Genomic DNA, 24,816 nt, shown 5'->3' with positions numbered 1-24,816 from the left:
ATAGGATAAAGCGAATGAAGATTATCATTAAAACAATGGAGACTCCTGAAGAGGTAGAAGGGAAATCCCTCGTTCATTGGCAAACGTGGAGAGAGGCTTATGACGATCTTTTACCTGCGGAATTTCAGGAGACGATGACATTAGAAAGATGTCGATTCTTTAGTCAAAAATATCCAGAAAATACCTTGATTGCTATGGATGGAAAGCAGGTCATTGGATTTATCAGCTATGGAAATTTTCGTGATGAAGCCATTCAAGCTGGTGAAATCATAGCCTTATATGTTTTAAAAGATTACTATGGAAAAGGTGTGAGTGAACAGCTAATGCATGCTGCATTTGTTGCTCTCGATCATTTCTCTGAAATTTATTTATGGGTATTGAAAGATAATAAGCGAGCCATTGCTTTCTATCAAAAATAGGTTTTACTTTCGATGGCCAAGAAAAAATACTTAAACTTGGAAAACCTGTTAAGGAATTGCGGATGATGTGTTCTTCAAATAAAAATTCCTAAAGTAAGTATCTATCAATCTTTGAACCATTATCAATTAATCAAGTATAAAAAGTGAAATAGATAGAATGAAACAAAGAGATGAAGGAGAAGACGAATGAAAATTCTAGTCATCAATGGACACCCTGATAAGGAAAGTTACTGTCAGGCTATTTTTCAAACCATTGTAGAAAATATTGACTCAGGTCGCCATGAACTTGAAGTCATCAACCTTAATGAAGAGGACTTTGATCCTGTTTTACGTTATGGCTATCGAAAACGTATGGAAGAAGATTCTTTTATCCTTCGTTCCCAAGAATTAATCCAGTGGGCGGATCACCTGATCTTTGTTTATCCCATCTGGTGGAGTAGTATGCCGAGCCTTATGAAGGGCTGGATTGACCGGGTCTTTACACCGGGGATTGCTTACTCTGCTAACGATCAGGGGAGTTTTATCTGGAATTACCTCAGAGGCAAGCAGTTTAAAAAGTTATTAAAAGGGAAAACAGCCAGTATTTACGCAACTTCCATGGCGCCCACTTGGTGGTACAAAATCTTTTCGGGTCCTTTCAACATTCCAGACAGCTATGGTATCTCTGTTTTGAAAAATGCCGTCTTGAACCATTGTGGGATTAAAACCAAGCGTGTCAGCATTTTGGGAGAAGTCGGCCGGGATGTGAATACAGCAAGTATGCGTGAAGAGCATCTCCAAAAAGTAGCAGAAGAAGTTAAAAACTATCATGAAACAAAAAAATAAGAGACAGAAAACATTAAAAAAACACCAGAAATCAAAGCGAAAGCTTGGTCTACTAGACCGCATGAATCTGTGATTTGTGCAACATTCAACAATTGCCTGGATCCTTGATGCAAGCGTTCTGTTCTTTTCTGCTCTAGGAATATTATATCTATTGTACGGAACAACCATTATTTCAAGTCCCTATCGGGAACTGGATTATAGTTTTCCACTTTATTTAAATATCGTTTTTTTGGTGAATGCATCTTATCATTCTTTCCTTCGTACCTTTAGGAAAGACTGGATTTCCTTGCAAAATTTTGCAAAAATGTTATTATATCTTAACGGAATTGCTTGTGTATTACAGTTAACGATTGGGATGACCTCTAAAAGAGGAAGAAGATTACTTCCGATATGGGCATTAGACTATCGCTATATCTGGTTTCCCCTCGTTACTTATTTTATTTTCTTTCTATTGCCTATTGTGACAATTATAATTTCCAAGCATATTGAAAAGAAAAAGGAGGAAGAAAATAATGGGGAAAATACATTCAAATAAAAGTAACTCAAATACAAAAAAGAATCGCCCAAGGAACGAAAGTTTTCGGCTTTGGATGGATTCTCATAAATTATTAGGTTTCTTCTTGGTATTTGGTCTAATCTTAGGAATAGGGCTAGGTGTTACCCTTGTTTTTAAACTCCTTCCTATTCCGTTGCCCTACAGAGATATCAACTATAGTTTTCCAATATATATAAATATTTTTTGTCTGGTGTATCGATTATTTGACTATTGGTTCCTAGACTTGACTAGGACAAGAATGACGATAAAAAGATATGCAGATTTATTTATCTATCTTAATAGTATCGGTTTAATAGTTCATCTCTTTATTGGGATTGGTGGGAAAAATAGTAAAGGAATTTTGCCTTCTCTCTTATCCCTAGATCACCGCTACATCTGGTTTCCTATTGCAACTTATATGATCTTTTTCAGTTTGGCATCTATTATAACTCTAGTAATGAATTATATTGAAAAGAAAAGGAGTTAATCATGATAAAACATCTAACTATATTTAGGGTAATTTACCTTCTGTTCCTGTTATTCGCCCTTATTCATTTTATCTTAGGATTGTTTGGCTTAGCCTTTACGCCAGTCTTGTGGAATTTCTGGTTCTTTGGTCTTTGTTTAACCCTATTTATCCATCCGTGGACTATCTTTTATAAATCTAGAATCTTTCAATGGCATCATCTGATTTTTCAAGCTCTCAGCGGATTCGTTGCTCTCATAATCTGGTTTATGATATTTTTCTTTTTCTCCACGGTTCCAGATTCATCTATGCCTATCAATTTAGACTACTATGTGATTAGGGAAAAAAATGAAATCAGAATCATCAGAGGATTCTTACTCCATGAAATTCATGAATATCATGACTTAGTTAATCCTTTGATTATGAAATCTAAAGTTAAGTATGTAGAAAAAAATTAAACATTAGAAAGTGAGTCCTATGTCTCGAGCACAATTAACCATTTTAACTAATATTTGCCTGATTGAAGACCTTGAAAATCAGCGCGTGGTCATGCAGTATCGTTCACCCGAAAGCAATCGCTGGTCTGGCTATGCTTTTCCAGGAGGCCATGTTGAAGATGGAGAGGCTTTTGCAGAATCTGTTATTCGTGAAATTTATGAGGAAACAGGTCTAACGATTCAAAATCCTCAACTTGTCGGCATTAAAAATTGGCCACTAGATACAGGTGGCCGCTATATTGTCGTTTGTTATAAGGCGACTGAGTTCTCTGGTACCCTTCGTTCTTCAGATGAAGGAGAAGTTTCTTGGGTGCAAAAAAACCAGATTCCAAACTTGGATCTGGCCTATGATATGTTACCTTTGATGGAGATGATGGAAGCTCCTGATAAATCAGAATTTTTCTATCGTCACCGTACAGAAGATGGATGGGATAAGAAAACCTTCTAATCCTTTACTAAATAACCTAACTTATCTAAGGCCTTCTCGATATAGAGAAGGTCTTGTTCGTTTTCAGCTTCGACTAGGTGATAATGGACGCCATCTGTTAATTCAGAAAGTGGTCTAAAGTCAGACCTTTCGACTTGCTCTAAAAAATGCTGAACGTCCCGGCGACAAGAGAGTTTGAGCAAGGTTTCAATTTCTCCGTAGACAGGATGATCAATCAAGGTATTCTGAACACGTCCCCCATTATCGACGATAGCTAGAAGTTCTTGACCTATTTCTTCCATTTCGTGCTTGACTTTAAACAGTTTGTGAGCATAAGGATTGGTTTTATTTTCTTTATAAATATAGCCACGATTGGTTGATAAGATCGGAGCACCATCAGCACGTAGAACAGCAATATCCTGAACGATAATCTGGCGGGTTACATGAAAACGGTCTGCTAAAGTTTGGCCATTTAGAGGTTTTTGAGACTCCTTTAACAGTTGTAAAAGTGCTTCTTTTCGATTTTTTGTCATATTCTTCTATTTTAACGCTTAACGGCGTTTTTTCAATGCTTTATAAACAGCCAAGGCTAAGTAATAGTCTACCATACTATGGATAATAGTACCAAATCCAACTAATACAAACAAGACATAGAACATATTTTTTAAGTCAGTTCCAGTACTAGCATAAAAAATCACACAAGCTAAGACTTCAGCAATAGCATGAACCAAACCAAGTACAAAGTTAAAAATCAATGAAGATTTCTTATTGTCCAAGGTTTGAGGATGTTTTTGAAGATAGAAAGCACCCAGACTTCCAAAGAATATGTGGGAAAAGGCGCGAAGTACAATGACAATCGGATACCCAGCCATGAGAAATCCTAAACTAGAAGCTATAATAACAAAGATAGCCATCCATGGCGAGAGAAACATAGCGATAAAAATAGCAACGTGACTTCCTAAAGTGTAGGAAGCGGGAGGAATGACAATTTTAAAGGGCATCACCAAAGGAATCAAAATAGCGATAGCTGTTAGCAATGCGGTCAAAGTCATGAATTGTGTTTTCTTTTGTGTATTCATAATAACTCCTTTTATCTGTATATACAGTTGTATAGTACAATAAAAAATCAAACAAGTCAAGAAGTAAAATTGATTTTTGATGAAATTATCTTTTAATAAGGTTAAAAAATAAATAAAAATTTTTAAAAAAAAGCAAAAACTATTGCACTAATCAAAGTAGTGTGGTATACTTATAAACGGTTTGAAAAAACTGCCTAAGACAGTAGGGGAGTTCGACTCATAAATATCCTACCGAGGACAAAACGTATCATGTAAAAAGAAGCGTATTGTACTTTCGTGTCTAGGTTTGGGCGCGTTTTTCTTTTGGAAAAATTCCCCAAGCAAAATAATTACGGAGGTGAACACACTAATGAGTGAAGCAATTATTGCTAAGAAAGCGGAACTAGTTGACGTAGTAGCTGAGAAAATGAAAGCTGCTGCATCAATCGTCGTTGTAGACGCTCGTGGTTTGACAGTTGAACAAGATACAGTTCTTCGTCGTGAGCTTCGTGGAAGCGAAGTTGAGTATAAAGTTATCAAAAACTCAATCTTACGTCGTGCAGCTGAAAAAGCTGGTCTTGAAGATCTTGCATCTGTTTTTGTTGGACCATCTGCTGTAGCATTTTCTAACGAAGATGTTATCGCACCAGCGAAAATCTTGAACGACTTTGCTAAAAACGCTGACGCACTTGAAATCAAAGGTGGTGCAATCGAAGGCGCTGTCGCATCAAAAGAAGAAATCGTTGCTCTTGCAACTCTTCCAAACCGCGAAGGACTTCTTTCTATGCTCCTTTCTGTACTTCAAGCGCCAGTGCGCAACGTTGCTCTTGCAGTCAAAGCGGTTGCAGACAACAAAGAAGACGCAGCTTAATCTTAAGCTACGCAGCGTAGCCTAGCTACAAAAATATAAACATAAAATATAAACTTATTTGGAGGAAATAACAATGGCATTGAACATTGAAAACATTATTGCTGAAATTAAAGAAGCTTCAATCCTTGAATTGAACGACCTTGTAAAAGCTATCGAAGAAGAATTTGGTGTAACTGCAGCTGCTCCTGTAGCTGTAGCTGCTGCTGGTGGTGCTGAAGAAGCTGCTAAAGATTCATTTGACGTTGAATTGACAGCTGTAGGCGACAAAAAAGTCGGCGTTATCAAAGTTGTACGTGAAATCACTGGTCTTGGCCTTAAAGAAGCTAAAGAACTTGTTGATGGTGCACCAGCACTTGTTAAAGAAGGTGTTGCAGCAGCAGAAGCTGAAGAACTTAAAGCTAAATTGGAAGAAGCAGGAGCTTCAGTTACTCTTAAATAATAGAGCGACTACTTTAGTAGTTTAAAAACATGATTAAACCGCTATTCTTAGGAGTAGCGGTTTTTCTTTTTGTTCGAGAAGGGGCAAAAAAGGGAACAGATCATTATTTTGTGTATCTATATTTAATTTATTTTGTAAGATTCCTAATAAAATAATTTTACTTTTTTATTCCTTTTTGATATAATAGACGACAAGAAAGAATATCTTATCAGTAAATCCTAAGCGAGCCTGTGGTAGTGAGAGTCAGGTGATTGAGAGATAAGTGTGGCGCTTTTGGTATATTTTTTATAAATAATGAAGTAATAAATTAGGGTGGAACCGCGTTTCTGACGCCCCTAGGTCACTTGACTTAGGAGCAAAGACACGGTTCTTTTTGTATTCTAGGTCGCAAGAAATTATAAAAAAGGAGTTAATAATGTCTAAAAAATTAACCTTTCAAGAAATTATCCTTACTTTGCAACAATACTGGAATGACCAGGGTTGTATGCTGATGCAGGCTTATGATAATGAAAAGGGTGCGGGAACCATGAGTCCTTATACTTTCCTTCGTGCTATTGGTCCTGAGCCATGGAATGCAGCTTATGTAGAGCCATCACGTCGTCCAGCAGACGGTCGTTACGGGGAAAATCCAAACCGTCTTTACCAACACCATCAATTCCAAGTGGTGATGAAACCATCACCATCAAACATTCAAGAGCTCTACCTAGAGTCATTGGAAAAGTTGGGAATCAATCCTTTGGAACACGATATTCGTTTCGTTGAAGATAACTGGGAAAACCCATCAACTGGATCAGCAGGTCTTGGTTGGGAAGTTTGGCTTGACGGTATGGAAATCACTCAATTCACTTACTTCCAACAAGTCGGTGGCTTGGCAACTGGTCCTGTTACAGCCGAGGTTACTTACGGATTGGAACGTTTGGCTTCTTACATCCAAGAAGTAGACTCAGTTTATGATATTGAGTGGGCTCCAGGTGTTAAATACGGAGAAATCTTCCTTCAACCAGAATACGAGCATTCAAAATACAGCTTTGAAGTTTCTGACCAAGATATGCTTCTTGAAAACTTTGAAAAGTTTGAAAAAGAAGCAGGACGTGCTTTGGAATTGGGCCTAGTTCACCCTGCCTATGACTACGTTTTGAAATGTTCACACACTTTCAACTTGCTTGATGCTCGTGGAGCAGTATCCGTAACAGAACGTGCTGGTTATATCGCTCGTATTCGTAACTTAGCCCGTGTCGTAGCTAAAACATTCGTAGCTGAACGCAAGAAACTTGGTTACCCACTTCTTGACGAAGCTACACGCGCTCAACTCCTAGCAGAAGAGGAATAATAAAAAGAGTTACAAGAATAGAAAAAGGGAGCCCGTATGGCACTCAGAGGCAAGTCGAAGACTTGCTAAAGGGATAGGCACCGCTGTACTGATATCTGGGGATTTTTGAAACTTTAGGTTCAAAAATTAGTTGGCTAAATCCACTTTGATGAGACTGTTGGAAATCTTTGTCAAGAAGACAGAAGATTTTCCCACAGACTCACAAAGTTAGTTAGCAACGTCCCCAGTACCTAAGGTGCCTATCAAAAAAAGAAATTTTGTAAAGGAAAAAACATGGCAAAAAATTTATTAGTAGAACTAGGACTCGAAGAGTTACCAGCCTACGTTGTCACACCAAGTGAAAAACAACTAGGTGAAAAAATGGCAGCCTTTTTGGATAATAACCGCCTTTCATACGAAGGAATTCAAACTTTTTCAACTCCACGTCGTTTGGCTGTTCGCGTACTTGGCTTGGCAGACCAACAAACAGATTTGACTGAAGATTTTAAAGGACCTTCTAAAAAAATTGCTTTGGATGCAGAAGGAAATTTCTCTAAAGCAGCGCAAGGGTTTGTCCGTGGTAAAGGCTTGACTGTAGATGATATCGAATTCCGTGAAATCAAAGGTGAAGAATATGTCTACGTAACTAAGCATGAAGCTGGAAAACCAGCTGAGGAAGTTTTGACTGGAATTCCAGAAGTATTGGCTAGCTTAAGCTTCCCAGTAAGTATGCATTGGGCAAACAATACCTTTGAATATATCCGTCCAGTCCATACGTTGACAGTTCTTTTGGATGATGTGACACTCGATATGGATTTCCTAGATATTCACTCAGGAAGAGTTAGCCGTGGACATCGTTTCCTTGGTCACGAAGTAGAAATTCAGCATGCTGACAGCTATGAAGAAGACCTGCGCAAAGTTTATGTTATTGCAGATAGCATTGAACGCGAAAATATGATTCGTGAGCAAATTAAGGCTATCGAAGCTGCAGAAGGTGTTCAGGTTCAAATTGATGAAGGACTCTTGAATGAAGTTCTGAATTTGGTTGAATACCCAACTGCCTTTATGGGGAATTTTGATCCTAAGTACCTAGAGGTTCCAGAAGAAGTCTTGGTCACTTCAATGGAAACTCACCAACGCTACTTTGTAGTACGTGACCTTGACGGAAATCTAAAACCAAACTTTATTTCTGTTCGTAACGGAAATGCAGAGTATCTGGATAATGTCATCCGAGGAAATGAGAAAGTCTTGGTGGCACGTCTGGAAGATGGTGAATTCTTCTGGCGTGAAGACCAAAAACTCAAGATTGAAGATCTTGTAGCTAAATTATCACACGTAACCTTCCATGAAAAGATTGGTTCACTTCGTGAGCACATGATTCGTACAGGGCAAATTGCTATCCTTTTGGCAGAAAAAGCAGGTTTATCAGTTGATGAAACTGTTGACCTTGCTCGTGCTGCAGCCATTTATAAGTTTGACCTCTTGACTGGTATGGTTGGTGAATTTGATGAGCTTCAAGGAATCATGGGTGAGAAATATGCTCTTCTCGCTGGTGAAAATGCGGCAGTAGCACAAGCTATTCGTGAACACTACCTTCCAGATTCTGCAGATGGTGCTCTTCCTGAGTCTAAAGTCGGAGCTATCCTTGCACTAGCTGATAAATTGGATACTCTCTTGTCCTTCTTCTCTGTTGGTTTGATTCCATCTGGTTCAAATGACCCTTATGCTCTTCGTCGAGCAACACAAGGGATTGTCCGTATCTTGGAAGACTTTGGCTGGAATATTCCAATGGACGGATTGATTGCTAGCCTTTATGCTTTATCATTTGATAGCCTAACTTACGATAATCAAGAAGAAGTGCTTAACTTCATCAAAGCTCGTGTTGATAAGATGATGGGGTCTACTGCAAAAGATATTAAGGAAGCTGTTCTAGCAAGCTCAAACTTTGTTGTTGCAGATATGATTGAAGCAGCAGAAGCACTAAAAGAAGCATCTCTAAATAGTGACTACAAACCAGCTGTTGAATCCTTATCTCGTGCCTTTAACCTAGCGGAAAAAGCAGAAGGTTCAGTCAAAGTTGATACTAGTCTCTTTGAAAATGAACAGGAAAAAGAACTAGCTCAAGCAGTAGAAAATCTAGAATTGAAAGGTTCAGCTAGTGATAAATTAACGCAGTTATTTGCTCTTAGTCCTGTTATTGATGCATTCTTTGACAATACAATGGTTATGGCAGAGGATGTTGATGTTAAGAATAATCGCCTAGCTATTCTAACTGAACTTGTGAATAAAGCAAAAACTGTCGCTGCTTTTAATCTTCTTAATACAAAATAGAAATTAAAAAGTAGATTGGAGGTTCAAATATGACACCAGAAAAAATCGCTCGTATTAATGAGCTTGCGAAAAAGAAAAAAACAGAAGGCTTGACTGCAGAAGAAAAAGTAGAACAAGCTAAACTTCGTGAGGAATATATCGAAGGCTACCGTCGTTCTGTTCGTCACCACATTGAAGGAATCAAAATCGTAGATGAAGATGGAAATGATGTGACTCCTGAGAAACTTCGTCAGGTACAACGTGAAAAAGGTTTGCATGGTCGAAGTCTTGACGATCCAAATTCATAAGCTAAATAAAACCTCGGTTAGTGTCTGCTAACCGAGGTTTGTTGTTTCTTAAAAAAGGAACCTAAAATGGTTCCTTTATCAGTAGTTTTTAGTTGCTTGCTCCAGAAGTAGCATCAGCAGCTCCATGGCCACCATCGGCTGAGTCAGAAGCTCCAGAAGTAGCATCTGCATCACCATGACCTGCAGCGGGAGCAAAAGGTCCGCAACCACCTACCAAACGTTGACCTGTTTCTTTCAAGTACCAGTCAAGCCATGGTTGGAAGTTAAAGACAATTTCATTGATACCAGCATATGATCCATCAGGATAGTACATAGCTTGGTAGTTATGAGTATTGATAACTCCTGCAGGTGAACCTGGAACAATGGTACGAACGTAGTCTTGGTTTCCGTTACGAAGAGTACCAATTACCCACTCAACGTTTTTCATACGTGCTGGTGGAAGTGATCCGTGAACTGTAGACATACGGCTACCAGATTGAGATGGTACACGTTTTGCAAACATTGTGTCAGGATCTTGGTGAGCGTTGTTGTAGTAGAGGAATTGGTTGTTATCGTCAGCGTATGTCAATTCAAAAGGCATAGCTTTCAAGAACATATCGATTTGGTTAACAGTCAAGATACCATGGTCAAGTTTAACATATGTATCACCTGAAACAGCACCTGTGATTTCTGCAACTTTTTCTACCCAGTTTGGATCGTCAGGATCAACTTCTGTAATAGTTGTAGCGATTGGTTTTCCACAATCCAAGTCTTCTGGTTCAATTGGTTTTGGTTTTTTCAATTTAGAAACGACTCCTACATATTTGACAAAGTTATCTAAGCAAGTTTCAAGGAATTTAACAGTTCCTTCGTTGATAATATTTCCGTTAGCATCAAAAGCTTCTTTAGCTTTTCCAAGAAGAAATTCATTACCTGGTAATGTGTAGGCATTCACCCCTGGTGCGTCAAGGATTTTACGAAGGTGAACTTGAGCACGTGAAGTACCTTGGTCGTAGTAAGAAGCACCCACGATCATCACTGGTTTGTTTTCAAATGGATGTACTTCATATGAAAGCCATTCAAGAACTGACTTGAGTGAAGCAGAAATTGTATGGTTGTGCTCAGGAGTGGCAATAATCACACCATCAGCACGAGTAATTTTATTGTAAAGAAGGCGCAATTGGAAACTATCGTCCCATTTTTCGTCTTGGTTAAACATTGGAACTTCATCGATTTCAAGAACTTCTAATTCAAATTTCAGTTTGAAGTTACGACGGATGAATTCCAAGAGTTTGCGGTTATATGATTGGTCGTAGTTTGATCCAACAAGTCCAACAAATTTCATTCTTTCGATCTCCTATCTTACAAATTTTCCCAGTCAAATTCTTCTGCATCTTTACGAAGAAGTTCTTGTGCATTACGCAATTTTTCAGTAATCTTGACAAAGATACGGAAGTCATCAAAGATGGCATCCAATTTCTTGATTACATCAAGATCTACCAAGTCACCATTCTTATCGAATGCTTGAAGAGAATGAGAGAGCAAGAATTCATCTGGGAGAACATTTGCTTTAATTTCTGGTGCATTCAAGATTTGACGAAGTTGCAATTGAGCACGTGATGAACCGAGTGTACCGTATGAAGCACCTGTGATCATCACTGGTTTGTTAAGGAGTGGAAATACTCCATAAGAAATCCAAGCAAGAGCGCTCATAAGAACGGCAGGAATTGAGTGATCATATTCAGGAGTGCCGATAATCACACCATCAGCTGCTTCAATTTTTGCAACAATTTCTAAGGCTTCTGCAGGAATAAGTTTATCTGCAGGTTTGTTGAAGACTGGTAGGTCTTTAATTTCTACCAATTCGATTTCTGCTTTATCAGCAAAGTGTTTTTGCATATATTGAAGCAGTTGGCGGTTTGTGGAACGTTTAGAGTTAGTTCCTACAATAGCAATAAGTTTTAGCATGAGCTTTCCTTTCTCTTTTTGCATTATTTATTAATTATCTTTGGATACCGGATGAACAAGCGATATGTCCATCTTTATCAATAAGGATGGCTTCGATTCCATCGATATTTTCGATTTGCCACATGATAGAAGCGCTGCGCTCACCAAACAATCGTGTGGTCCATATCTCACCATCAACTGAGCGGTCAGATATAATCGTTAAACTAGCCAAATCCGTTTCAACAGGATAGCCAGTTTCACTATCAAAAATGTGATGATAATCCTTTCCATCAATTTCAAGATGCCGTTCATAAATTCCAGATGTAACAACTGACTTTCCAGTAATAGACAAGGTCATCAGGTGATTACCGCGTGGGTGATTAGGGTCTTGAATACCGATTTGCCACGGTCGATCATCTTTTGATTGGTTGTTTCCAATTGTGAGGATGTTTCCTCCTAGATTGATAAGAGCAGAAGTGACGCCATTTTCTTTTAAGAAAGTTGCAACCTTATCTGCGCTATAGCCCTTTGCTAAACAACCTAAGTCAATTTTCATCCTTTTTTTTTCTAAAAAAACAGTAGAATCAATTGAATCAAGCTTGATAAAACGGGGATCTATCAATGGTAAAACCGAAGAAATTTCTTCAGGACTAGCAACTTTTGCATCGGAAAAACCAATACGCCAGGTTTGTACCAAGGGACCAATACTAATGTTGAGATGACTTCCAGGAGCTAGACTGTGTTCTAATCCTAAAGAAATCAGTTCAAACAAATCAGGATGGACCTTAACTGGAGCAATTCCCGCCTGATAGTTAATTTCCATCAATTCCGATTCGGTGCTATTCGCATTAAATCGAAATTCAAGTTCCTTGAGCAAATCAAAAGCTTGACGGAGAAGATTATCCGCTTGTTCATGTACCAAGGAAATAGTAATCGTAGTTCCCATTAACCGTTCAGATAATGAACTGAGAGGCAAAAAATCAACTCCCTTCAAATCAATTGGAAATAGTTGTAAATCCAGATATGAAAGCAATCTGAAGATTTATATTTCATTTCCATACAAATAGAATATCATAAAGTCAGCGTTTTCACAAATTATTTTTTACAAAAAGTCAAGAAATATGCTTGAATAAATAAAAAATGTGCAAAAAACTTTGAAAAGGTTGAAAATAAATTGATATATATTTCAAAAAAATTTCACAAAAACAGTAAACTAGTCAAAAAACTTGTAAACGCTCACAGATAATGATATACTAGAAAGGTAAATAAAAAATTAAAGGTAGGAATTATCTTATGAGTAAAATCGTAGTCGTGGGTGCGAACCACGCTGGAACTGCTTGTATCAACACTATGTTGGACAATTTTGAAAGTGAAAATGAAATCGTTGTCTTTGACCAAAACTCAAACATTTCATTCCTAGGATGTGGAATGGCTCTTTGGATTGGTGAGCAAATCGATGGTCCAGAAGGTCTCTTCTACTCAGATAAAGAAAAATTGGAAGCAAAAGGTGCTAAAGTTTATATGAACTCACCAGTTCTTTCAATTGACTATGATAATAAAGTTGTAACTGCTGAAGTTGATGGAAAAGAACACAAAGAATCATACGAAAAATTGATCTTTGCTACAGGTTCAACTCCAATCTTGCCACCAATCGAAGGTGTTGAAATTGTTAAGGGTAACCGCGAATTCAAAGCAACTCTTGAAAATGTACAATTCGTTAAATTGTACCAAAACGCTGAAGAAGTGATTAATAAACTTGCTGACAAGAGCAAACACCTTGAGCGTATCGCTGTTGTCGGTGGTGGATATATCGGTGTTGAACTTGCTGAAGCATTCGAACGTCTTGGAAAAGAAGTTGTTCTTGTTGACATCGTAGACACAGTCTTGAACGGATACTACGACAAAGACTTCACTCAATTGATGGCTAAGAACTTGGAAGACCACAACATCCGTTTGGCACTTGGACAAACTGTTAAAGCTATCGAAGGTGACGGTAAAGTTGAACGCTTGATCACTGACAAAGAAACATTCGATGTTGACATGGTTGTTCTTGCAGTTGGTTTCCGTCCTAACACAGCTCTTGCTGATGGCAAGATTGAACTTTTCCGCAACGGTGCCTTCCTTGTAGACAAGAAACAAGAAACATCACTTCCAGGAGTATTCGCTGTGGGTGACTGTGCGACTGTTTATGACAACGCTCGTAAAGACACTAGCTACATCGCTCTTGCATCGAATGCTGTTCGTACTGGTATCGTAGGTGCTTACAATGCTTGTGGACATGAACTTGAAGGAATCGGTGTTCAAGGATCAAACGGTATCTCTATCTATGGTCTTCACATGGTTTCAACTGGTTTGACTCTTGAAAAAGCTAAAGCAGCAGGATACAATGCTGTTGAAACAGGCTTCAACGATCTTCAAAAACCAGAATTTATGAAACATGACAACTATGAAGTTGCAATTAAGATTGTCTTTGATAAAGATAGTCGTGAAATCCTTGGTGCACAAATGGTATCTCGTGATTCTGCAATCTCAATGGCTATCCACATGTTCTCACTTGCTATCCAAGAACATGTTACAATCGACAAGTTGGCATTGACTGACCTATTCTTCTTGCCACACTTCAACAAACCATACAACTACATCACAATGGCTGCACTTACAGCTGAAAAATAATGATTTGTAAAACGGAAGATTTGCTTCTTCCGTTTTTATTATCAAAAAATAGTAACTTCAAATTCGAAGTTACTATTTTTGTTGTCTATGTGTTAGGAAGTTTCTTCTTTTACAAAGGTGAAGCCTTCTCCTAGAATTTCGTGAGCTTCAGTGATGGTAATAAAGGCTTTAGGATCGATCGTATGAATCAATTCTTTCATCTTAACCATTTCATTTCTTGCTACGATACAGTAGATAATTTTTAAATCTTTTTGACTGTAGTAACCTTGTCCAGATATGAAGGTGACACCTCGACCTAACTCTTCATTGATTTTATCTGCCACTTCCATAGGCTTTTGAGTGATAATCATAAAACCTTTTCCAGCATATCCGCCTTCACCAATCAAGTCAATAACTCTTGAGACGATGAAGTCAAATAGAAGTGTATAAGTAACGAGACGAAGGTCTTGGAAGATAATTAAAATGAGCATTAAGATGAGGAAGTCTAGTGCAAAGAGTAATTTCCCCACGGAGATATTGGTGTACTTGTTCAGAATTCGAGCGACGATATCTGTTCCACCAGTGGTACCACCAGCATTGAAGATAATACCTAGACCAAGTCCCAAAAGAACACCCGCAACTAAAGCCACGATGACCAGATCTCCCTCAAGATTAAAGCTGAGAGGAATCTTTTCAAAGATTGCTAGCCAAATAGATAAGGAAATAGTACCCAGCAGGCTGCTGTATAGGGTCTTTGCACCAAATATTTTCCAGGCTAAAATGAATAATGGGATATTGATGATGAGGTTCATCACGGAGATAGGGATGTTAAAGAGATAATAGGTAATCAAGGTGATTCCCGTTGCTCCACCCTCGAATAAGTGGTGGGGCACAACAAAATACGTGAGTCCGAAGGCATAAATGGCAGCTCCGAATATAATGGTTAAAATAGATTTGATATGCCGTAGCATTGAACGCACCTCCCATTTTTAATTGAGTCTATAGCAGTAAGAACCCACAAGTATACAAGACTTTATACTCTTCGAAAATCAAATTCAAACCGCGTCAACGTCGCCTTGCCGTACTCAAGTACAGCCTGCGGCTAGTTTCCTAGTTTGCTCTTTGATTTTCATTGAGTATTATTTGATTTTCATGGACTGAATTTTTTCAGGGTCGGGTGTAACACGGAGGGTCTTTTGCCCAGTATAGGTGACAAAACCAGGTTTTCCACCAGTTGGTTTGTTGAGTTTTTTAACTTCAATCATATCCACCTGAACGAGGTTGGAGAGACGTCCCTTAGAGAAGTAGGCTGCAAGTTCTGCAGCGTCTGTTTTAACCTCATCAGTAGGATTGAGATTGCCTGAAATAACAACGTGACTTCCAGGAATATCCTTAGCGTGGAACCAGAGTTCTTCTTTACGGGCCATTTTAAAGGTCAATTCCTCGTTTTGTAAGTTATTGCGCCCCACATAGATGATTGTTTTTCCATCACTAGCTAGATACTGCTCAGGTTTCTGTCGTTTCTGGATTTTTTCCCTTTGTCTTCTGCGGATAAATCCTGTTTGGATCAATTCTTCACGAATTTCAGCAATTTCATCGAGTCCGGCTTGATTGAGAACTGTCTCTACACTTTCCAGATAGAGAATGGTTGCCTTAGTTTCTTCAATCAGGTCAGTCAAGTATTTAACAGCCTCTTTTAATTTCTGATAGCGTTTGAAGTAGCGTTGAGCATTTTGGTTTGGCGTTAGTGCCTTATCAAGTGCAATCGTGATAGGCTGGTTGGTGTAGTAGTTTTCCAAAATGACCTGATCTTGGTCATTGGGAACTTGATGAAGGAAAGTGGTTAGTAACTCTCCTTTTTGCCGAAATTCTTCTGCGTTTTCAGTGGCCAGAAGTTCTTTTTCTTGTTTCTTTAGTTTTTGACGATTTTTTTGTAGTTCGTTTTCAACACGTCGAATGAGTTCGCTAGCCTGTTGTTTCACACGGTCACGTTCGGCTTTATCCTTGTAATAGACATCAAGAAGTTGAGATAAGCTTGAAAAATGTCCCTCAATTTTAGTTGAAAAAGGCACACAAGAAAAGGATTTATCTGTTAGGCAAGGTTTGGTTTCTTGTCCAAAGAAGTTCCGGAAAGTGGCTAGTTTATCATTAAGCAGTTGTTTTTCTAACTCGGTTGCTGTATCTCTTCCCAAACCTTGAAAGAGGTTTTGAAGGTTTTTAGCTGTCAATTCTTTAGTTTGTAGGATTTCAAACAATTTTTCATCCTTGATGGTAAAAGGATTGAGAGCCTCTGTACTTGGAGGAGCAATATAAGTAGCGCCAGGTAATAAGGTACGGTAGCTATTTTGAGAGAAACCGATATGCTTGATAACTTCAAGGATTTTGTGACTAGACTTATCTACAAGTAAAATATTACTGTGTTTCCCCATAATCTCGATGATGAGTGTGGCCTGGATATGGTCCCCAATCTCGTTTTTATTGGAAACCGTGATTTCCACGATACGATCATTTTCGATCTGCTCGATAGACTCAATAACTGCTCCTTGAAGGTACTTTCTCAATACCATAATAAAAGTAGATGGCTGAGCAGGGTTTTCAAAGGTGGACTCTGTTAACTGGATGCGCCCAAAAACTGGATGCGCAGAAAGGAGCAAACGATGACTTTGACGATTGCTACGGATTTGCAAGACCAGTTCTTGTTCAAAGGGTTGATTAATCTTTTGGATGCGACCATTTAGTAGTTCAGATCGCAATTCCTCAACCATGTGGTGTAAAAAAAATCCATCAAATGACATGGTTCTCTCCTCGTGAATGTATTCCATAGTATTATATCAAAAAGGTAGAATAAAATCATAGAAATGTGATATAATAAAGCCAAGTAAAGAGAATCGAGAAGCACATGTATATTGAAATGGTAGATGAAACTGGACAAGTTTCAAAAGAAATACTAGAACAAACACAGGAAATTTTAGAATTTGCTGCAAAAAAAATTGGAAAAGAAGACAAGGAAATGGCGGTCACATTTGTGACCAACGAACGAAGCCATGAACTCAATCTAGAGTTTCGTGATACCGATCGTCCAACAGATGTCATCAGTCTTGAATATAAGCCGGAGTTAGAGATTGCCTTTGATGAGGAAGATCTGGAAAATGATCCCGACTTGGCAGATATGATGTCAGAATTTGATGCTTATATCGGTGAGCTTTTCATTTCCATTGATAAGGCTCATGAGCAAGCTGAGGAGTACGGTCATAGTTTTGAGCGTGAAATGGGCTTCTTGGCAGTGCACGGCTTTTTACACATTAACGGCTATGATCACTACACTCCCGAGGAAGAAGCGGAGATGTTCGGTTTACAAGAAGAAATTTTGACAGCCTATGGACTCACAAGACAATAAACGAAAATGGAAAAATCGTGACCTAATATCCAGTTTAGAATTTGCCATTACAGGGATTTTTACTGCGATTAAGGAAGAACGTAATATGAGAAAGCATGCAGTGACGGCTCTAATAGTTGTCCTTGCAGGTTTTGTTTTTCAGGTGTCACGAATCGAATGGTTATTTCTGCTTTTGAGCATTTTCATGGTAGTAGCTTTTGAGATTATTAATTCAGCTATTGAAAATGTAGTAGATTTGGCAAGTCACTATCACTTTTCTATGTTGGCAAAAAAAGCTAAAGACATGGCGGCTGGTGCCGTGCTTGTGGTCTCACTTTTTGCCGCTTTGACAGGTGCGCTCATCTTTCTCCCACGGATTTGGGATTTATTATTTTAAACAGTAAGAGGAAATTATGACATTTAAATCAGGCTTTGTAGCCATTTTAGGACGTCCAAATGTAGGGAAGTCAACTTTTTTAAATCACGTTATGGGGCAAAAGATTGCTATTATGAGTGATAAGGCGCAGACAACGCGCAATAAAATCATGGGGATTTACACCACTGATAAGGAGCAAATCGTCTTTATTGATACACCAGGCATTCACAAGCCTAAAACAGCACTCGGAGATTTCATGGTAGAGTCTGCCTATAGCACCCTTCGTGAAGTGGACACCGTAATTTTCATGGTGCCAGCAGATGAGGCGCGTGGTAAGGGCGACGATATGATTATCGAACGACTCAAGGCTGCTAAGGTTCCTGTAATTTTGGTGGTCAATAAAATTGACAAGGTTCATCCAGACCAGCTCTTGGCTCAAATCGATGATTTCCGTAATCAGATGGACTTTAAGGAAATTGTTCCTATTTCAGCCCTTCAGGGGAATAATGTTTCACGTTTAGTAGATATTCTCAGTGAAAATCTTGAAGAAGGTTTCCAATATTTCCCAGCCGATCAAATCACAGACCATCCAGAGCGTTTCTTGGTTTCTGAGATGATTCGTGAAAAGGTCTTACACTTAACTCGTGAAGAAATTCCACACTCAGTTGCAGTAGTGGTGGACTCTATGAAACGAGACGAGGATACAGACAAGGTTCATATTCGAGCAACTATCATGGTCGAACGTGATAGCCAAAAAGGGATTGTCATCGGTAAAGGTGGTGCCATGCTCAAGAAAATTGGGACTATGGCCCGTCGTGATATCGAGCTCATGCTAGGAGACAAGGTCTTCCTAGAAACTTGGGTCAAGGTTAAGAAAAACTGGCGAGATAAGAAGCTAGATTTGGCTGACTTTGGCTATAACGAAAAAGAATATTAAGAAGAGGTGGGCGGTAGCCTGCTTCTTGTTTTTAGAGAAGGAGGAGTTATGCCTGAATTACCCGAAGTCGAAACGGTTCGACGAGGTCTTGAAAAACTGATTTTAGAGAAGAAGATTGCTAGTCTTGATATTCGTTATCCCAAGATGATTAAGACAGATTTGGATCAGTTTCAGAAAGAATTGCCTGGTCAAGTTGTTAAATCAATGGGACGTCGTGGAAAATATTTGCTTTTTTATCTAACAGACAAGGTCTTGATTTCGCATCTGAGAATGGAAGGCAAGTATTTTTACTATCCAGACCAAGTCCCTGAACGCAAGCATGCCCATATTTTTATCCATTTTGAAGATGGTGGGACTCTGGTTTACGAGGATGTCCGTAAGTTTGGAACTATGGAGTTACTTGCTCCTGAACTTCTAGAAGCTTACTTTCTATCTAAGAAGCTTGGACCAGAACCTACTGAACAGGACTTTGACTTAGAGATTTTTAGAGGTGCCTTGAAGAAATCTAAAAAACCTATCAAATCGCATCTTCTCGACCAGACTTTGGTTGCTGGATTGGGAAATATCTACGTGGATGAAGTTCTCTGGAGGGCAAAGGTTCATCCAGCTAGAACTTCTAATAGTTTAAGCGCCCAAGAGGCTAGAAAACTCCATGATCAAACTATTGAAGTATTGGGGCAGGCTGTTGAAAAAGGCGGTTCAACCATTCGCACCTATACCAATGCTTTTGGTGAGGATGGGACCATGCAAGAGTTTCATCAGGTCTATGATAAGACTGGAGAGGCATGTTCTCGTTGTGGATCCATTATCGAAAAAATTCAACTCGGTGGTCGTGGAACCCATTTTTGTCCAAAATGTCAAAGGAGAAAGTGATGGGAAAAATAATCGGAATCACTGGTGGTATTGCGTCAGGTAAGTCCACTGTCACAAATTTTCTAAGACAAAAAGGGTTTGAAGTGGTAGATGCGGATGCTCTTGTTCACCAACTTCAAAAACCTGGTGGTCGCCTTTATCAGATTTTAGTAGCGCATTTCGGTGAAAAAGTCCTTCTAGAAGATGGGGAACTGAATCGTTCATTACTTGCCAGTCTTATCTTTTCTAACTATGAGGAGAGAGAATGGTCTAAACAGACTCAAGGACAAATCATCCGTGAAGAATTGGGCTTTTTGAGAGACAAGTTAGCTCAGACTGAGAACATATTTTTCATGGATATTCCATTGCTTTTTGAACAGGACTATGCTTCATGGTTCGATGAAACTTGGCTAGTTTATGTAAGGCGAGATACCCAGCTGGATCGCTTAATGAACCGTGATCAGTTATCCCAAGAGTCAGCTAAAACTCGTTTAGCTTCACAGTGGCCTTTAGAAGAAAAGAAGAAATTTGCTACTTATATACTAGACAATAATGGCAGTCGAGAGCAGCTTTTGAGTCAAGTAGTGACTTTACTTGAAGGAGGCGATGTCCATGCAAGAGATTAGTTGGAAGGATAATCTTCGTATTGCTTGGTTTGGTTGCTTTTTAACGGGAGCCAGCATTTCTCTTGTTGTCCCTTTCATGCCTATTTTTGTGGAACAGTTAGGAGTTAAAGGGGATCAAGTTGCCTTTTATTCAGGTTTAGCTATATCAGTCTCAGCCATTTCTGCAGCCTTTGTATCACCAATTTGGGGAATATTGGCAGACAAGTATGGTCGAAAACCTATGATGATACGAGCAGGTCTAGCCATGACCATCACTATGGGTGGTCTGGCCTTTGTTCCAAATGTTTTCTGGCTCTTGTTCTTACGGTTTCTTAATGGAGTTTTTACAGGATTTGTACCTAATGCGACAGCTTTAATTGCAAGTCAAGTTCCCAAAGATAGGTCAGGATACGCTCTAGGGACTCTATCAACTGGTGTTGTCGCTGGAACTTTGACCGGTCCATTTGTAGGTGGTTTCATTGCCGAAATTTTTGGAATTCGAAATGTCTTTTTATTGGTTGGTAGTTTCCTGTTCTTGGCAGCTATCTTAACCATTCTTTTTATCAAAGAAAACTTTCAACCAGTGCCAAAAGAAAAAGCACTGCCTACAAAAGAGCTCTTTACTTCTGTTAAATACCCTTTTCTCCTGATAAATCTATTTCTAACTAGCTTTGTGATTCAATTTGCTGCCCAATCTATTGGTCCCATCCTTGCCCTCTATGTACGAGATCTGGGACAGAAAGAGAATCTTCTCTTTGTCTCTGGTTTGATTGTATCCAGCATGGGATTTTCAAGTATGATGAGCGCAGGCATCATGGGTAAATTAGGTGATAAAGTGGGCAATCATCGACTACTTGTCGTAGCTCAGGTATATTCAGTTTTCATATATCTATTATGTGCAAATGCGACTAGCCCATTCCAATTAGGCTTCTATCGTTTTCTATTTGGTCTGGGGACGGGAGCTCTGATACCTGGTGTCAATGCACTTCTAAGCAAAATGACCCCTAAAGTTGGCATTTCAAGGGTATTTGCCTTTAATCAAGTCTTTTTTTATCTAGGAGGAGTGATAGGTCCCTTAGCAGGATCAGCAGTAGCGGGACAATTTGGCTATCACTCAGTATTTTATGCAACAGCTCTTTGTGTAGCTCTCAGTTGTTTATTTAACCTTATCCAATTTAAAACATTATTAAAAGTGAAGGAAATCTAGTGCGAGTAAAAATCAATCTCAAATGCTCCTCTTGTGGCAGCATCAATTATCTAACCAGTAAAAACTCCAAAACCCATCCAGACAAGATTGAGGTCTTAAAGTATTGCCCAAAAGAAAGAAAAGTGACTCTACATCTTGAATCTAAGTAGAAATTATGGTAGAATAATAGGGATTTTAAGGAGTTTGATATGTATAACCTATTATTAACCATTCTATTAGTATTATCTGTTGTGATTGTGATTGCAATTTTCATGCAACCAACTAAAAACCAATCTAGCAATGTATTTGATGCCAGTGCAGGTGATTTGTTTGAACGTAGCAAAGCGCGCGGTTTTGAAGCTGTGATGCAACGTTTGACAGGAATTTTAGTCTTTTTCTGGCTAGCCATTGCCTTAGCATTGACGGTATTATCAAGTAGATAAGAAAATAATGGGCGGGACTAGTTCTTTGCCTATTTTTATTTTTATACTCTTCAAAAATCTCTTCAAACCACGTCAGCTTCCATCTGCAACCTCAAAACGGTGTTTTGAGCAACCTGCGCCTAGCTTTCTAGTTTGCTCTTTGATTTTTATTGAGTATTAAATGATGTTTGAGAAGGTTTTACAGTAAAAGGAATTTAAAAAATCTAGAAAGAAAACATGAAAGATAGAATAAAAGAATATATACAAGAAAAGGGACGAGTCACTGTAAATGACTTGGCTCAAGCTCTAGGGAAGGATGGTTCAAAGGACTTCCGTGAGTTAATCAAAACTCTTTCCTTGATGGAACGTAAGCACCAGATTCGCTTTGAAGAAGATGGTAGTTTAACCCTAGAACAGAAGAAAAAACATGAGATTACCCTGAAAGGAATTTTCCATGCCCATAAAAATGGGTTCGGTTTTGTAAGTCTTGAAGGCGAAGAAGACGATCTTTTTGTTGGAAAAAGTGATGTTAACTATGCCATTGATGGCGATACTGTTGAAGTTGTCATTAAGAAAGTTGCTGACCGTAACAAAGGAACTGCTGCAGAAGCAAAGATTATCGACATCCTAGAGCACAGTCTAACGACAGTTGTTGGGCAAATCGTTCTTGATGAGGAAAAGCCCAAGTATGCGGGCTATATCCGTTCAAAAAATCAAAAAATTAGTCAACCAATCTATGTTAAAAAGCCAGCTATTCAATTGGAAGGCACAGAAGTTCTCAAGGTCTTTATTGATAAGTATCCAAGTAAGAAACACGATTTCTTTGTCGCTAGTGTCTTAGATGTTGTCGGACATTCAACGGATGCAGGGATTGATGTCCTTGAGGTCTTGGAATCTATGGATATTGTATCAGAGTTTCCAGAGGCAGTTCTCAAAGAAGCTGAAAGTGTGCCAGATGCTCCATCAGAGAAGGATATGGAAGGCCGTCTGGACCTGAGAGATGAAATTACATTTACCATAGATGGAGCCGATGCTAAGGACTTAGACGATGCTGTTCACATCAAGCCATTGAAGAATGGAAATTTTGAACTTGGAGTTCATATCGCTGATGTCTCATACTATGTGACAGAGGGTTCTGCTCTTGACAAAGAAGCCCTCAATCGTGCGACCTCTGTATATGTGACAGACCGTGTAGTTCCAATGCTACCAGAACGCCTTTCAAATGGTATCTGTTCCCTTAATCCTCAAGTAGACCGCTTGACTCAGTCTGCGATTATGGAAATTAATAAGCAGGGTCGTGTTGTGAATTATACGATTACGCAGACTGTTATCAAGACAAGTTTCCGTATGACCTATAGCGATGTCAATGACATCCTAGCGGGTGATGGGGAGAAGAGACAAGAGTTTAAGAAAATTGTTCCTAGTATCGAACTTATGGCCAAGCTTCATGAAATTCTTGAAGGTATGCGGATTAAGCGTGGAGCTCTTAATTTTGATACCAATGAAGCTAAGATTTTAGTAGATAAAAAAGGGAAGCCAGTTGATATTGTTCTTCGTCAGCGTGGTGTTGCTGAACGTATGATTGAGTCCTTTATGCTGATTGCCAACGAAACAGTTGCGGAACACTTTAGCAAGCTTGATTTACCTTTTATCTATCGTATCCATGAGGAACCTAAAGCTGAAAAAGTTCAAAAATTTATTGATTACGCTTCTAGTTTTGGTTTGAGAATTTATGGGACTGCGAGTGAGATTAGTCAGGAAGCTCTCCAAGATATCATGCGTGCTGTTGAAGGAGAGCCTTATGCAGATGTATTATCAATGATGCTTCTCCGCTCCATGCAGCAGGCTCGATATTCTGAGCATAATCATGGTCACTATGGACTTGCTGCGGACTATTACACTCACTTTACTAGTCCAATTCGTCGTTATCCGGACCTCTTGGTTCACCGAATGATTCGCGACTATGGACGTTCTAAGGAAGTGGCGGAGCATTTTGAACAGGTCATTCCAGAGATTGCGACTCAATCTTCAAACCGTGAGCGCCGTGCCATCGAGGCAGAGCGTGAAGTCGAAGCTATGAAAAAAGCTGAATACATGGAAGAGTATGTTGGTGAAGAGTACGATGCAGTTGTTTCAAGTATTGTTAAATTTGGTCTTTTTGTTGAATTGCCAAATACAGTCGAAGGTTTGATACACATTACTAATTTACCTGAATTCTATCATTTTAACGAACGTGATTTAACCCTTCGTGGGGAGAAATCAGGAATTACTTTCCGTGTGGGACAGCAGATTCGCATTCGCGTTGAAAGAGCAGATAAGATGACTGGTGAGATTGATTTCTCCTTTATTCCAAGCGAATTTGATGTCATTGAGAAAGGTTTGAAACAGTCTGGTCGTAAGGATAGAAGTCGTCGTTCAGATAAGAAAGAAGACAAGAGAAAAGCTAGTCGCTCAAGTGATAAGCGCAAGCATTCTCCAAAAGATAAAAAGAAAAAGAGCAAGAAACCTTTTTATAAGGAAGTAGCAAAGAAAGGAGCTAAGCATGGCAAAGGGCGAGGGAAAGGTCGTCGCGCAAAATAAAAAGGCGCACCACGACTATACAATCGTTGATACGCTAGAAGCAGGAATGGTCCTGACAGGAACAGAAATCAAGAGTGTTCGAGCAGCCCGCATCAATCTGAAAGATGGGTTTGCCCAGGTTAAGAATGGGGAAGTTTGGCTTAGTAATGTCCATATCGCTCCTTATGAGGAAGGCAACATCTGGAACCAGGAGCCAGAACGTCGTCGTAAACTTCTCCTTCATAAAAAACAAATCCAAAAGTTGGAGCAAGAAACCAAAGGGACCGGAATGACTCTGGTTCCACTTAAAGTCTACATCAAAGATGGCTACGCCAAGCTACTCTTAGGACTTGCAAAAGGGAAACACGATTACGATAAACGGGAGTCTATCAAACGTCGTGAGCAAGATCGTGATATTGCGCGTGTTATGAAAGCTGTTAACCATCGATAGAAAGAGTGAA

28 protein-coding genes, 1 pseudogene and 1 other annotated feature are annotated in these 24,816 nt (G+C 39.1%); of the genes and pseudogenes, 22 read left to right on the top strand and 7 right to left on the bottom strand.

The genetic code is table 11. The features are described from left to right. Nucleotides 1–14: 14 nt before the first annotated feature. From ADH90_RS06500 to ADH90_RS06475, 6 genes and pseudogenes are all read left to right on the top strand, one after another. Nucleotides 15–511, top strand: a pseudogene (locus ADH90_RS06500) (GNAT family N-acetyltransferase). Between the two features lie 94 nt (nucleotides 512–605). Further along, nucleotides 606–1,244, top strand: a complete 639-nt coding sequence (locus ADH90_RS06495) for an NAD(P)H-dependent oxidoreductase (protein WP_049530483.1) — start codon at nucleotides 606–608, stop codon at nucleotides 1,242–1,244. A gap of 76 nt (nucleotides 1,245–1,320) precedes the next feature. Next, nucleotides 1,321–1,779: a hypothetical protein gene (locus ADH90_RS11175; RefSeq protein WP_134806216.1), complete on the top strand. Its 459-nt coding sequence runs from the start codon at nucleotides 1,321–1,323 to the stop codon at nucleotides 1,777–1,779. Beyond that, the gene (locus ADH90_RS11600) at nucleotides 1,757–2,266 is read left to right on the top strand and encodes a hypothetical protein (protein ID WP_239681989.1); all 510 of its coding nucleotides are present in this window, start codon (nucleotides 1,757–1,759) and stop codon (nucleotides 2,264–2,266) included. Before ADH90_RS11175 ends, ADH90_RS11600 begins: the two co-directional genes overlap by 23 nt. A 2-nt stretch (nucleotides 2,267–2,268) precedes the next feature. Continuing rightward, nucleotides 2,269–2,703: a hypothetical protein gene (locus ADH90_RS11595; protein ID WP_000589796.1), complete on the top strand. Its 435-nt coding sequence runs from the start codon at nucleotides 2,269–2,271 to the stop codon at nucleotides 2,701–2,703. 19 nt (nucleotides 2,704–2,722) lie between these two features. Further along, nucleotides 2,723–3,190 carry an 8-oxo-dGTP diphosphatase gene (locus ADH90_RS06475; RefSeq protein ID WP_049530480.1) on the top strand — a complete coding sequence of 156 codons (468 nt, stop codon included), beginning with the start codon at nucleotides 2,723–2,725 and terminating at the stop codon, nucleotides 3,188–3,190. Here ADH90_RS06475 and ADH90_RS06470 read toward each other — a convergent pair. Together ADH90_RS06470 and ADH90_RS06465 are read right to left on the bottom strand one after the other, a co-directional pair. After that, entirely contained in the window at nucleotides 3,187–3,702 is a 516-nt protein-coding gene (locus ADH90_RS06470; protein ID WP_049530478.1) for a transcription repressor NadR, read from the bottom strand. The two genes, ADH90_RS06475 and ADH90_RS06470, sit on opposite strands and share 4 nt — an antisense overlap. A gap of 18 nt (nucleotides 3,703–3,720) precedes the next feature. Next, nucleotides 3,721–4,248: an ECF transporter S component gene (locus ADH90_RS06465; protein WP_049530477.1), complete on the bottom strand. Its 528-nt coding sequence runs from the start codon at nucleotides 4,246–4,248 to the stop codon at nucleotides 3,721–3,723. A gap of 175 nt (nucleotides 4,249–4,423) precedes the next feature. Beyond that, nucleotides 4,424–4,559: a sequence feature (ribosomal protein L10 leader region), on the top strand. A 38-nt stretch (nucleotides 4,560–4,597) separates the two neighbouring features. Between ADH90_RS06465 and rplJ the strand changes: the two genes are divergently transcribed. From rplJ to ADH90_RS06440, 5 genes are all read left to right on the top strand, one after another. Beyond that, nucleotides 4,598–5,098, top strand: coding sequence for a 50S ribosomal protein L10 (rplJ, locus tag ADH90_RS06460; protein WP_049530475.1), 501 nt, complete (start codon nucleotides 4,598–4,600; stop codon nucleotides 5,096–5,098). A gap of 73 nt (nucleotides 5,099–5,171) precedes the next feature. Beyond that, nucleotides 5,172–5,537, top strand: a complete 366-nt coding sequence (gene rplL, locus ADH90_RS06455) for a 50S ribosomal protein L7/L12 (RefSeq protein WP_001196970.1) — start codon at nucleotides 5,172–5,174, stop codon at nucleotides 5,535–5,537. A 415-nt stretch (nucleotides 5,538–5,952) separates the two neighbouring features. Next, nucleotides 5,953–6,867 (top strand): glycine--tRNA ligase subunit alpha, encoded by a 915-nt coding sequence (glyQ, locus tag ADH90_RS06450; RefSeq protein WP_000038761.1) that lies wholly within the window; start codon nucleotides 5,953–5,955, stop codon nucleotides 6,865–6,867. A gap of 273 nt (nucleotides 6,868–7,140) precedes the next feature. After that, the gene (gene glyS, locus ADH90_RS06445; RefSeq protein ID WP_049530474.1) at nucleotides 7,141–9,177 is read left to right on the top strand and encodes a glycine--tRNA ligase subunit beta; all 2,037 of its coding nucleotides are present in this window, start codon (nucleotides 7,141–7,143) and stop codon (nucleotides 9,175–9,177) included. A 29-nt stretch (nucleotides 9,178–9,206) separates the two neighbouring features. Beyond that, a complete protein-coding gene (locus ADH90_RS06440; RefSeq protein WP_000187071.1) occupies nucleotides 9,207–9,464 on the top strand; it encodes a DUF896 family protein in 258 nt (85 codons plus the stop codon). An 88-nt stretch (nucleotides 9,465–9,552) separates the two neighbouring features. Here the strand turns inward: ADH90_RS06440 and ADH90_RS06435 are convergent, their stop codons facing one another. Genes ADH90_RS06435 through ADH90_RS06425 form a run of 3 tightly spaced genes read right to left on the bottom strand, consistent with a single transcriptional unit; the run spans nucleotide 9,553 to nucleotide 12,366 of the window. Beyond that, the gene (locus ADH90_RS06435) at nucleotides 9,553–10,788 is read right to left on the bottom strand and encodes an NAD(P)H-dependent oxidoreductase (protein WP_049530472.1); all 1,236 of its coding nucleotides are present in this window, start codon (nucleotides 10,786–10,788) and stop codon (nucleotides 9,553–9,555) included. 17 nt (nucleotides 10,789–10,805) lie between these two features. After that, nucleotides 10,806–11,411, bottom strand: a complete 606-nt coding sequence (locus ADH90_RS06430) for an NADPH-dependent FMN reductase (protein WP_000915942.1) — start codon at nucleotides 11,409–11,411, stop codon at nucleotides 10,806–10,808. 34 nt (nucleotides 11,412–11,445) lie between these two features. Then, nucleotides 11,446–12,366, bottom strand: a complete 921-nt coding sequence (locus ADH90_RS06425; RefSeq protein WP_049530471.1) for an FAD:protein FMN transferase — start codon at nucleotides 12,364–12,366, stop codon at nucleotides 11,446–11,448. 317 nt (nucleotides 12,367–12,683) lie between these two features. Here ADH90_RS06425 and nox point away from each other — a divergent pair, with 317 nt between their 5' ends. Further along, nucleotides 12,684–14,063, top strand: coding sequence for a H2O-forming NADH oxidase (gene nox, locus ADH90_RS06420; RefSeq protein ID WP_049530470.1), 1,380 nt, complete (start codon nucleotides 12,684–12,686; stop codon nucleotides 14,061–14,063). A gap of 92 nt (nucleotides 14,064–14,155) precedes the next feature. Here nox and ADH90_RS06415 read toward each other — a convergent pair whose 3' ends face one another. Continuing rightward, nucleotides 14,156–15,013 carry a YitT family protein gene (locus tag ADH90_RS06415; RefSeq protein ID WP_049530468.1) on the bottom strand — a complete coding sequence of 286 codons (858 nt, stop codon included), beginning with the start codon at nucleotides 15,011–15,013 and terminating at the stop codon, nucleotides 14,156–14,158. Nucleotides 15,014–15,181: 168 nt separating this feature from the next. Next, the gene (locus ADH90_RS06410; protein ID WP_049530466.1) at nucleotides 15,182–16,837 is read right to left on the bottom strand and encodes an Rqc2 family fibronectin-binding protein; all 1,656 of its coding nucleotides are present in this window, start codon (nucleotides 16,835–16,837) and stop codon (nucleotides 15,182–15,184) included. A gap of 104 nt (nucleotides 16,838–16,941) precedes the next feature. Between ADH90_RS06410 and ybeY the strand changes: the two genes are divergently transcribed. From ybeY to smpB, 10 genes are all read left to right on the top strand, one after another. Further along, a complete protein-coding gene (gene ybeY / locus ADH90_RS06405; protein ID WP_000275150.1) occupies nucleotides 16,942–17,439 on the top strand; it encodes an rRNA maturation RNase YbeY in 498 nt (165 codons plus the stop codon). Then, nucleotides 17,420–17,815: a diacylglycerol kinase family protein gene (locus ADH90_RS06400; RefSeq protein ID WP_000378151.1), complete on the top strand. Its 396-nt coding sequence runs from the start codon at nucleotides 17,420–17,422 to the stop codon at nucleotides 17,813–17,815. Before ybeY ends, ADH90_RS06400 begins: the two co-directional genes overlap by 20 nt. A 16-nt stretch (nucleotides 17,816–17,831) precedes the next feature. Further along, entirely contained in the window at nucleotides 17,832–18,731 is a 900-nt protein-coding gene (era, locus tag ADH90_RS06395) for a GTPase Era (protein ID WP_049530465.1), read from the top strand. 48 nt (nucleotides 18,732–18,779) lie between these two features. Beyond that, nucleotides 18,780–19,604 carry a DNA-formamidopyrimidine glycosylase gene (mutM, locus tag ADH90_RS06390; RefSeq protein ID WP_049530463.1) on the top strand — a complete coding sequence of 275 codons (825 nt, stop codon included), beginning with the start codon at nucleotides 18,780–18,782 and terminating at the stop codon, nucleotides 19,602–19,604. After that, entirely contained in the window at nucleotides 19,604–20,209 is a 606-nt protein-coding gene (gene coaE, locus ADH90_RS06385) for a dephospho-CoA kinase (protein WP_049530461.1), read from the top strand. The genes mutM and coaE overlap by 1 nt, the downstream gene beginning before the upstream one ends. Next, complete coding sequence (locus ADH90_RS06380) at nucleotides 20,196–21,395, top strand: multidrug efflux MFS transporter (protein WP_049530459.1); 1,200 nt, start codon at nucleotides 20,196–20,198, stop codon at nucleotides 21,393–21,395. Before coaE ends, ADH90_RS06380 begins: the two co-directional genes overlap by 14 nt. Next, complete coding sequence (gene rpmG, locus ADH90_RS06375; RefSeq protein ID WP_001809104.1) at nucleotides 21,395–21,544, top strand: 50S ribosomal protein L33; 150 nt, start codon at nucleotides 21,395–21,397, stop codon at nucleotides 21,542–21,544. The genes ADH90_RS06380 and rpmG overlap by 1 nt, the downstream gene beginning before the upstream one ends. A 39-nt stretch (nucleotides 21,545–21,583) precedes the next feature. Continuing rightward, nucleotides 21,584–21,817, top strand: a complete 234-nt coding sequence (secG, locus tag ADH90_RS06370) for a preprotein translocase subunit SecG (protein ID WP_000282514.1) — start codon at nucleotides 21,584–21,586, stop codon at nucleotides 21,815–21,817. Nucleotides 21,818–22,033: 216 nt separating this feature from the next. Continuing rightward, nucleotides 22,034–24,376, top strand: a complete 2,343-nt coding sequence (rnr, locus tag ADH90_RS06365; protein WP_049530457.1) for a ribonuclease R — start codon at nucleotides 22,034–22,036, stop codon at nucleotides 24,374–24,376. After that, nucleotides 24,339–24,806 carry an SsrA-binding protein SmpB gene (gene smpB, locus ADH90_RS06360; protein ID WP_001051741.1) on the top strand — a complete coding sequence of 156 codons (468 nt, stop codon included), beginning with the start codon at nucleotides 24,339–24,341 and terminating at the stop codon, nucleotides 24,804–24,806. The genes rnr and smpB overlap by 38 nt, the downstream gene beginning before the upstream one ends. The last annotated feature ends 10 nt before the right edge of the window (nucleotides 24,807–24,816 follow it).

Origin of the sequence: Streptococcus pseudopneumoniae (assembly GCF_001073085.1) — a bacterium.
Taxonomy (GTDB): Bacteria; Bacillota; Bacilli; order Lactobacillales; family Streptococcaceae; genus Streptococcus; species Streptococcus pseudopneumoniae_M.
Note: the sequence above shows the minus strand (reverse complement) of the source record. Positions and strands in the feature narration are given on the sequence as shown.

What these genes read in the sequence shown, in the direction of transcription:
- nox (WP_049530470.1), top strand. Translation starts at nt 12,684, where the DNA reads ATGAGTAAAATCGTAGTCGTGGGTGCGAACCACGCTGGAACTGCTTGT.
- ADH90_RS11600 (WP_239681989.1), top strand. Translation starts at nt 1,757, where the DNA reads ATGGGGAAAATACATTCAAATAAAAGTAACTCAAATACAAAAAAGAAT.
- ADH90_RS06495 (WP_049530483.1), top strand. Translation starts at nt 606, where the DNA reads ATGAAAATTCTAGTCATCAATGGACACCCTGATAAGGAAAGTTACTGT.
- ADH90_RS06470 (WP_049530478.1), bottom strand. Translation starts at nt 3,702, where the DNA reads ATGACAAAAAATCGAAAAGAAGCACTTTTACAACTGTTAAAGGAGTCT.
- ybeY (WP_000275150.1), top strand. Translation starts at nt 16,942, where the DNA reads ATGTATATTGAAATGGTAGATGAAACTGGACAAGTTTCAAAAGAAATA.
- glyS (WP_049530474.1), top strand. Translation starts at nt 7,141, where the DNA reads ATGGCAAAAAATTTATTAGTAGAACTAGGACTCGAAGAGTTACCAGCC.
- ADH90_RS06440 (WP_000187071.1), top strand. Translation starts at nt 9,207, where the DNA reads ATGACACCAGAAAAAATCGCTCGTATTAATGAGCTTGCGAAAAAGAAA.
- ADH90_RS06415 (WP_049530468.1), bottom strand. Translation starts at nt 15,013, where the DNA reads ATGCTACGGCATATCAAATCTATTTTAACCATTATATTCGGAGCTGCC.
- rnr (WP_049530457.1), top strand. Translation starts at nt 22,034, where the DNA reads ATGAAAGATAGAATAAAAGAATATATACAAGAAAAGGGACGAGTCACT.
- era (WP_049530465.1), top strand. Translation starts at nt 17,832, where the DNA reads ATGACATTTAAATCAGGCTTTGTAGCCATTTTAGGACGTCCAAATGTA.
- glyQ (WP_000038761.1), top strand. Translation starts at nt 5,953, where the DNA reads ATGTCTAAAAAATTAACCTTTCAAGAAATTATCCTTACTTTGCAACAA.
- rplL (WP_001196970.1), top strand. Translation starts at nt 5,172, where the DNA reads ATGGCATTGAACATTGAAAACATTATTGCTGAAATTAAAGAAGCTTCA.
- coaE (WP_049530461.1), top strand. Translation starts at nt 19,604, where the DNA reads ATGGGAAAAATAATCGGAATCACTGGTGGTATTGCGTCAGGTAAGTCC.
- ADH90_RS06380 (WP_049530459.1), top strand. Translation starts at nt 20,196, where the DNA reads ATGCAAGAGATTAGTTGGAAGGATAATCTTCGTATTGCTTGGTTTGGT.
- ADH90_RS06430 (WP_000915942.1), bottom strand. Translation starts at nt 11,411, where the DNA reads ATGCTAAAACTTATTGCTATTGTAGGAACTAACTCTAAACGTTCCACA.
- ADH90_RS06400 (WP_000378151.1), top strand. Translation starts at nt 17,420, where the DNA reads ATGGACTCACAAGACAATAAACGAAAATGGAAAAATCGTGACCTAATA.
- mutM (WP_049530463.1), top strand. Translation starts at nt 18,780, where the DNA reads ATGCCTGAATTACCCGAAGTCGAAACGGTTCGACGAGGTCTTGAAAAA.
- rplJ (WP_049530475.1), top strand. Translation starts at nt 4,598, where the DNA reads ATGAGTGAAGCAATTATTGCTAAGAAAGCGGAACTAGTTGACGTAGTA.
- ADH90_RS06435 (WP_049530472.1), bottom strand. Translation starts at nt 10,788, where the DNA reads ATGAAATTTGTTGGACTTGTTGGATCAAACTACGACCAATCATATAAC.
- ADH90_RS11595 (WP_000589796.1), top strand. Translation starts at nt 2,269, where the DNA reads ATGATAAAACATCTAACTATATTTAGGGTAATTTACCTTCTGTTCCTG.
- ADH90_RS06410 (WP_049530466.1), bottom strand. Translation starts at nt 16,837, where the DNA reads ATGTCATTTGATGGATTTTTTTTACACCACATGGTTGAGGAATTGCGA.
- smpB (WP_001051741.1), top strand. Translation starts at nt 24,339, where the DNA reads ATGGCAAAGGGCGAGGGAAAGGTCGTCGCGCAAAATAAAAAGGCGCAC.
- ADH90_RS06465 (WP_049530477.1), bottom strand. Translation starts at nt 4,248, where the DNA reads ATGAATACACAAAAGAAAACACAATTCATGACTTTGACCGCATTGCTA.
- secG (WP_000282514.1), top strand. Translation starts at nt 21,584, where the DNA reads ATGTATAACCTATTATTAACCATTCTATTAGTATTATCTGTTGTGATT.
- ADH90_RS06475 (WP_049530480.1), top strand. Translation starts at nt 2,723, where the DNA reads ATGTCTCGAGCACAATTAACCATTTTAACTAATATTTGCCTGATTGAA.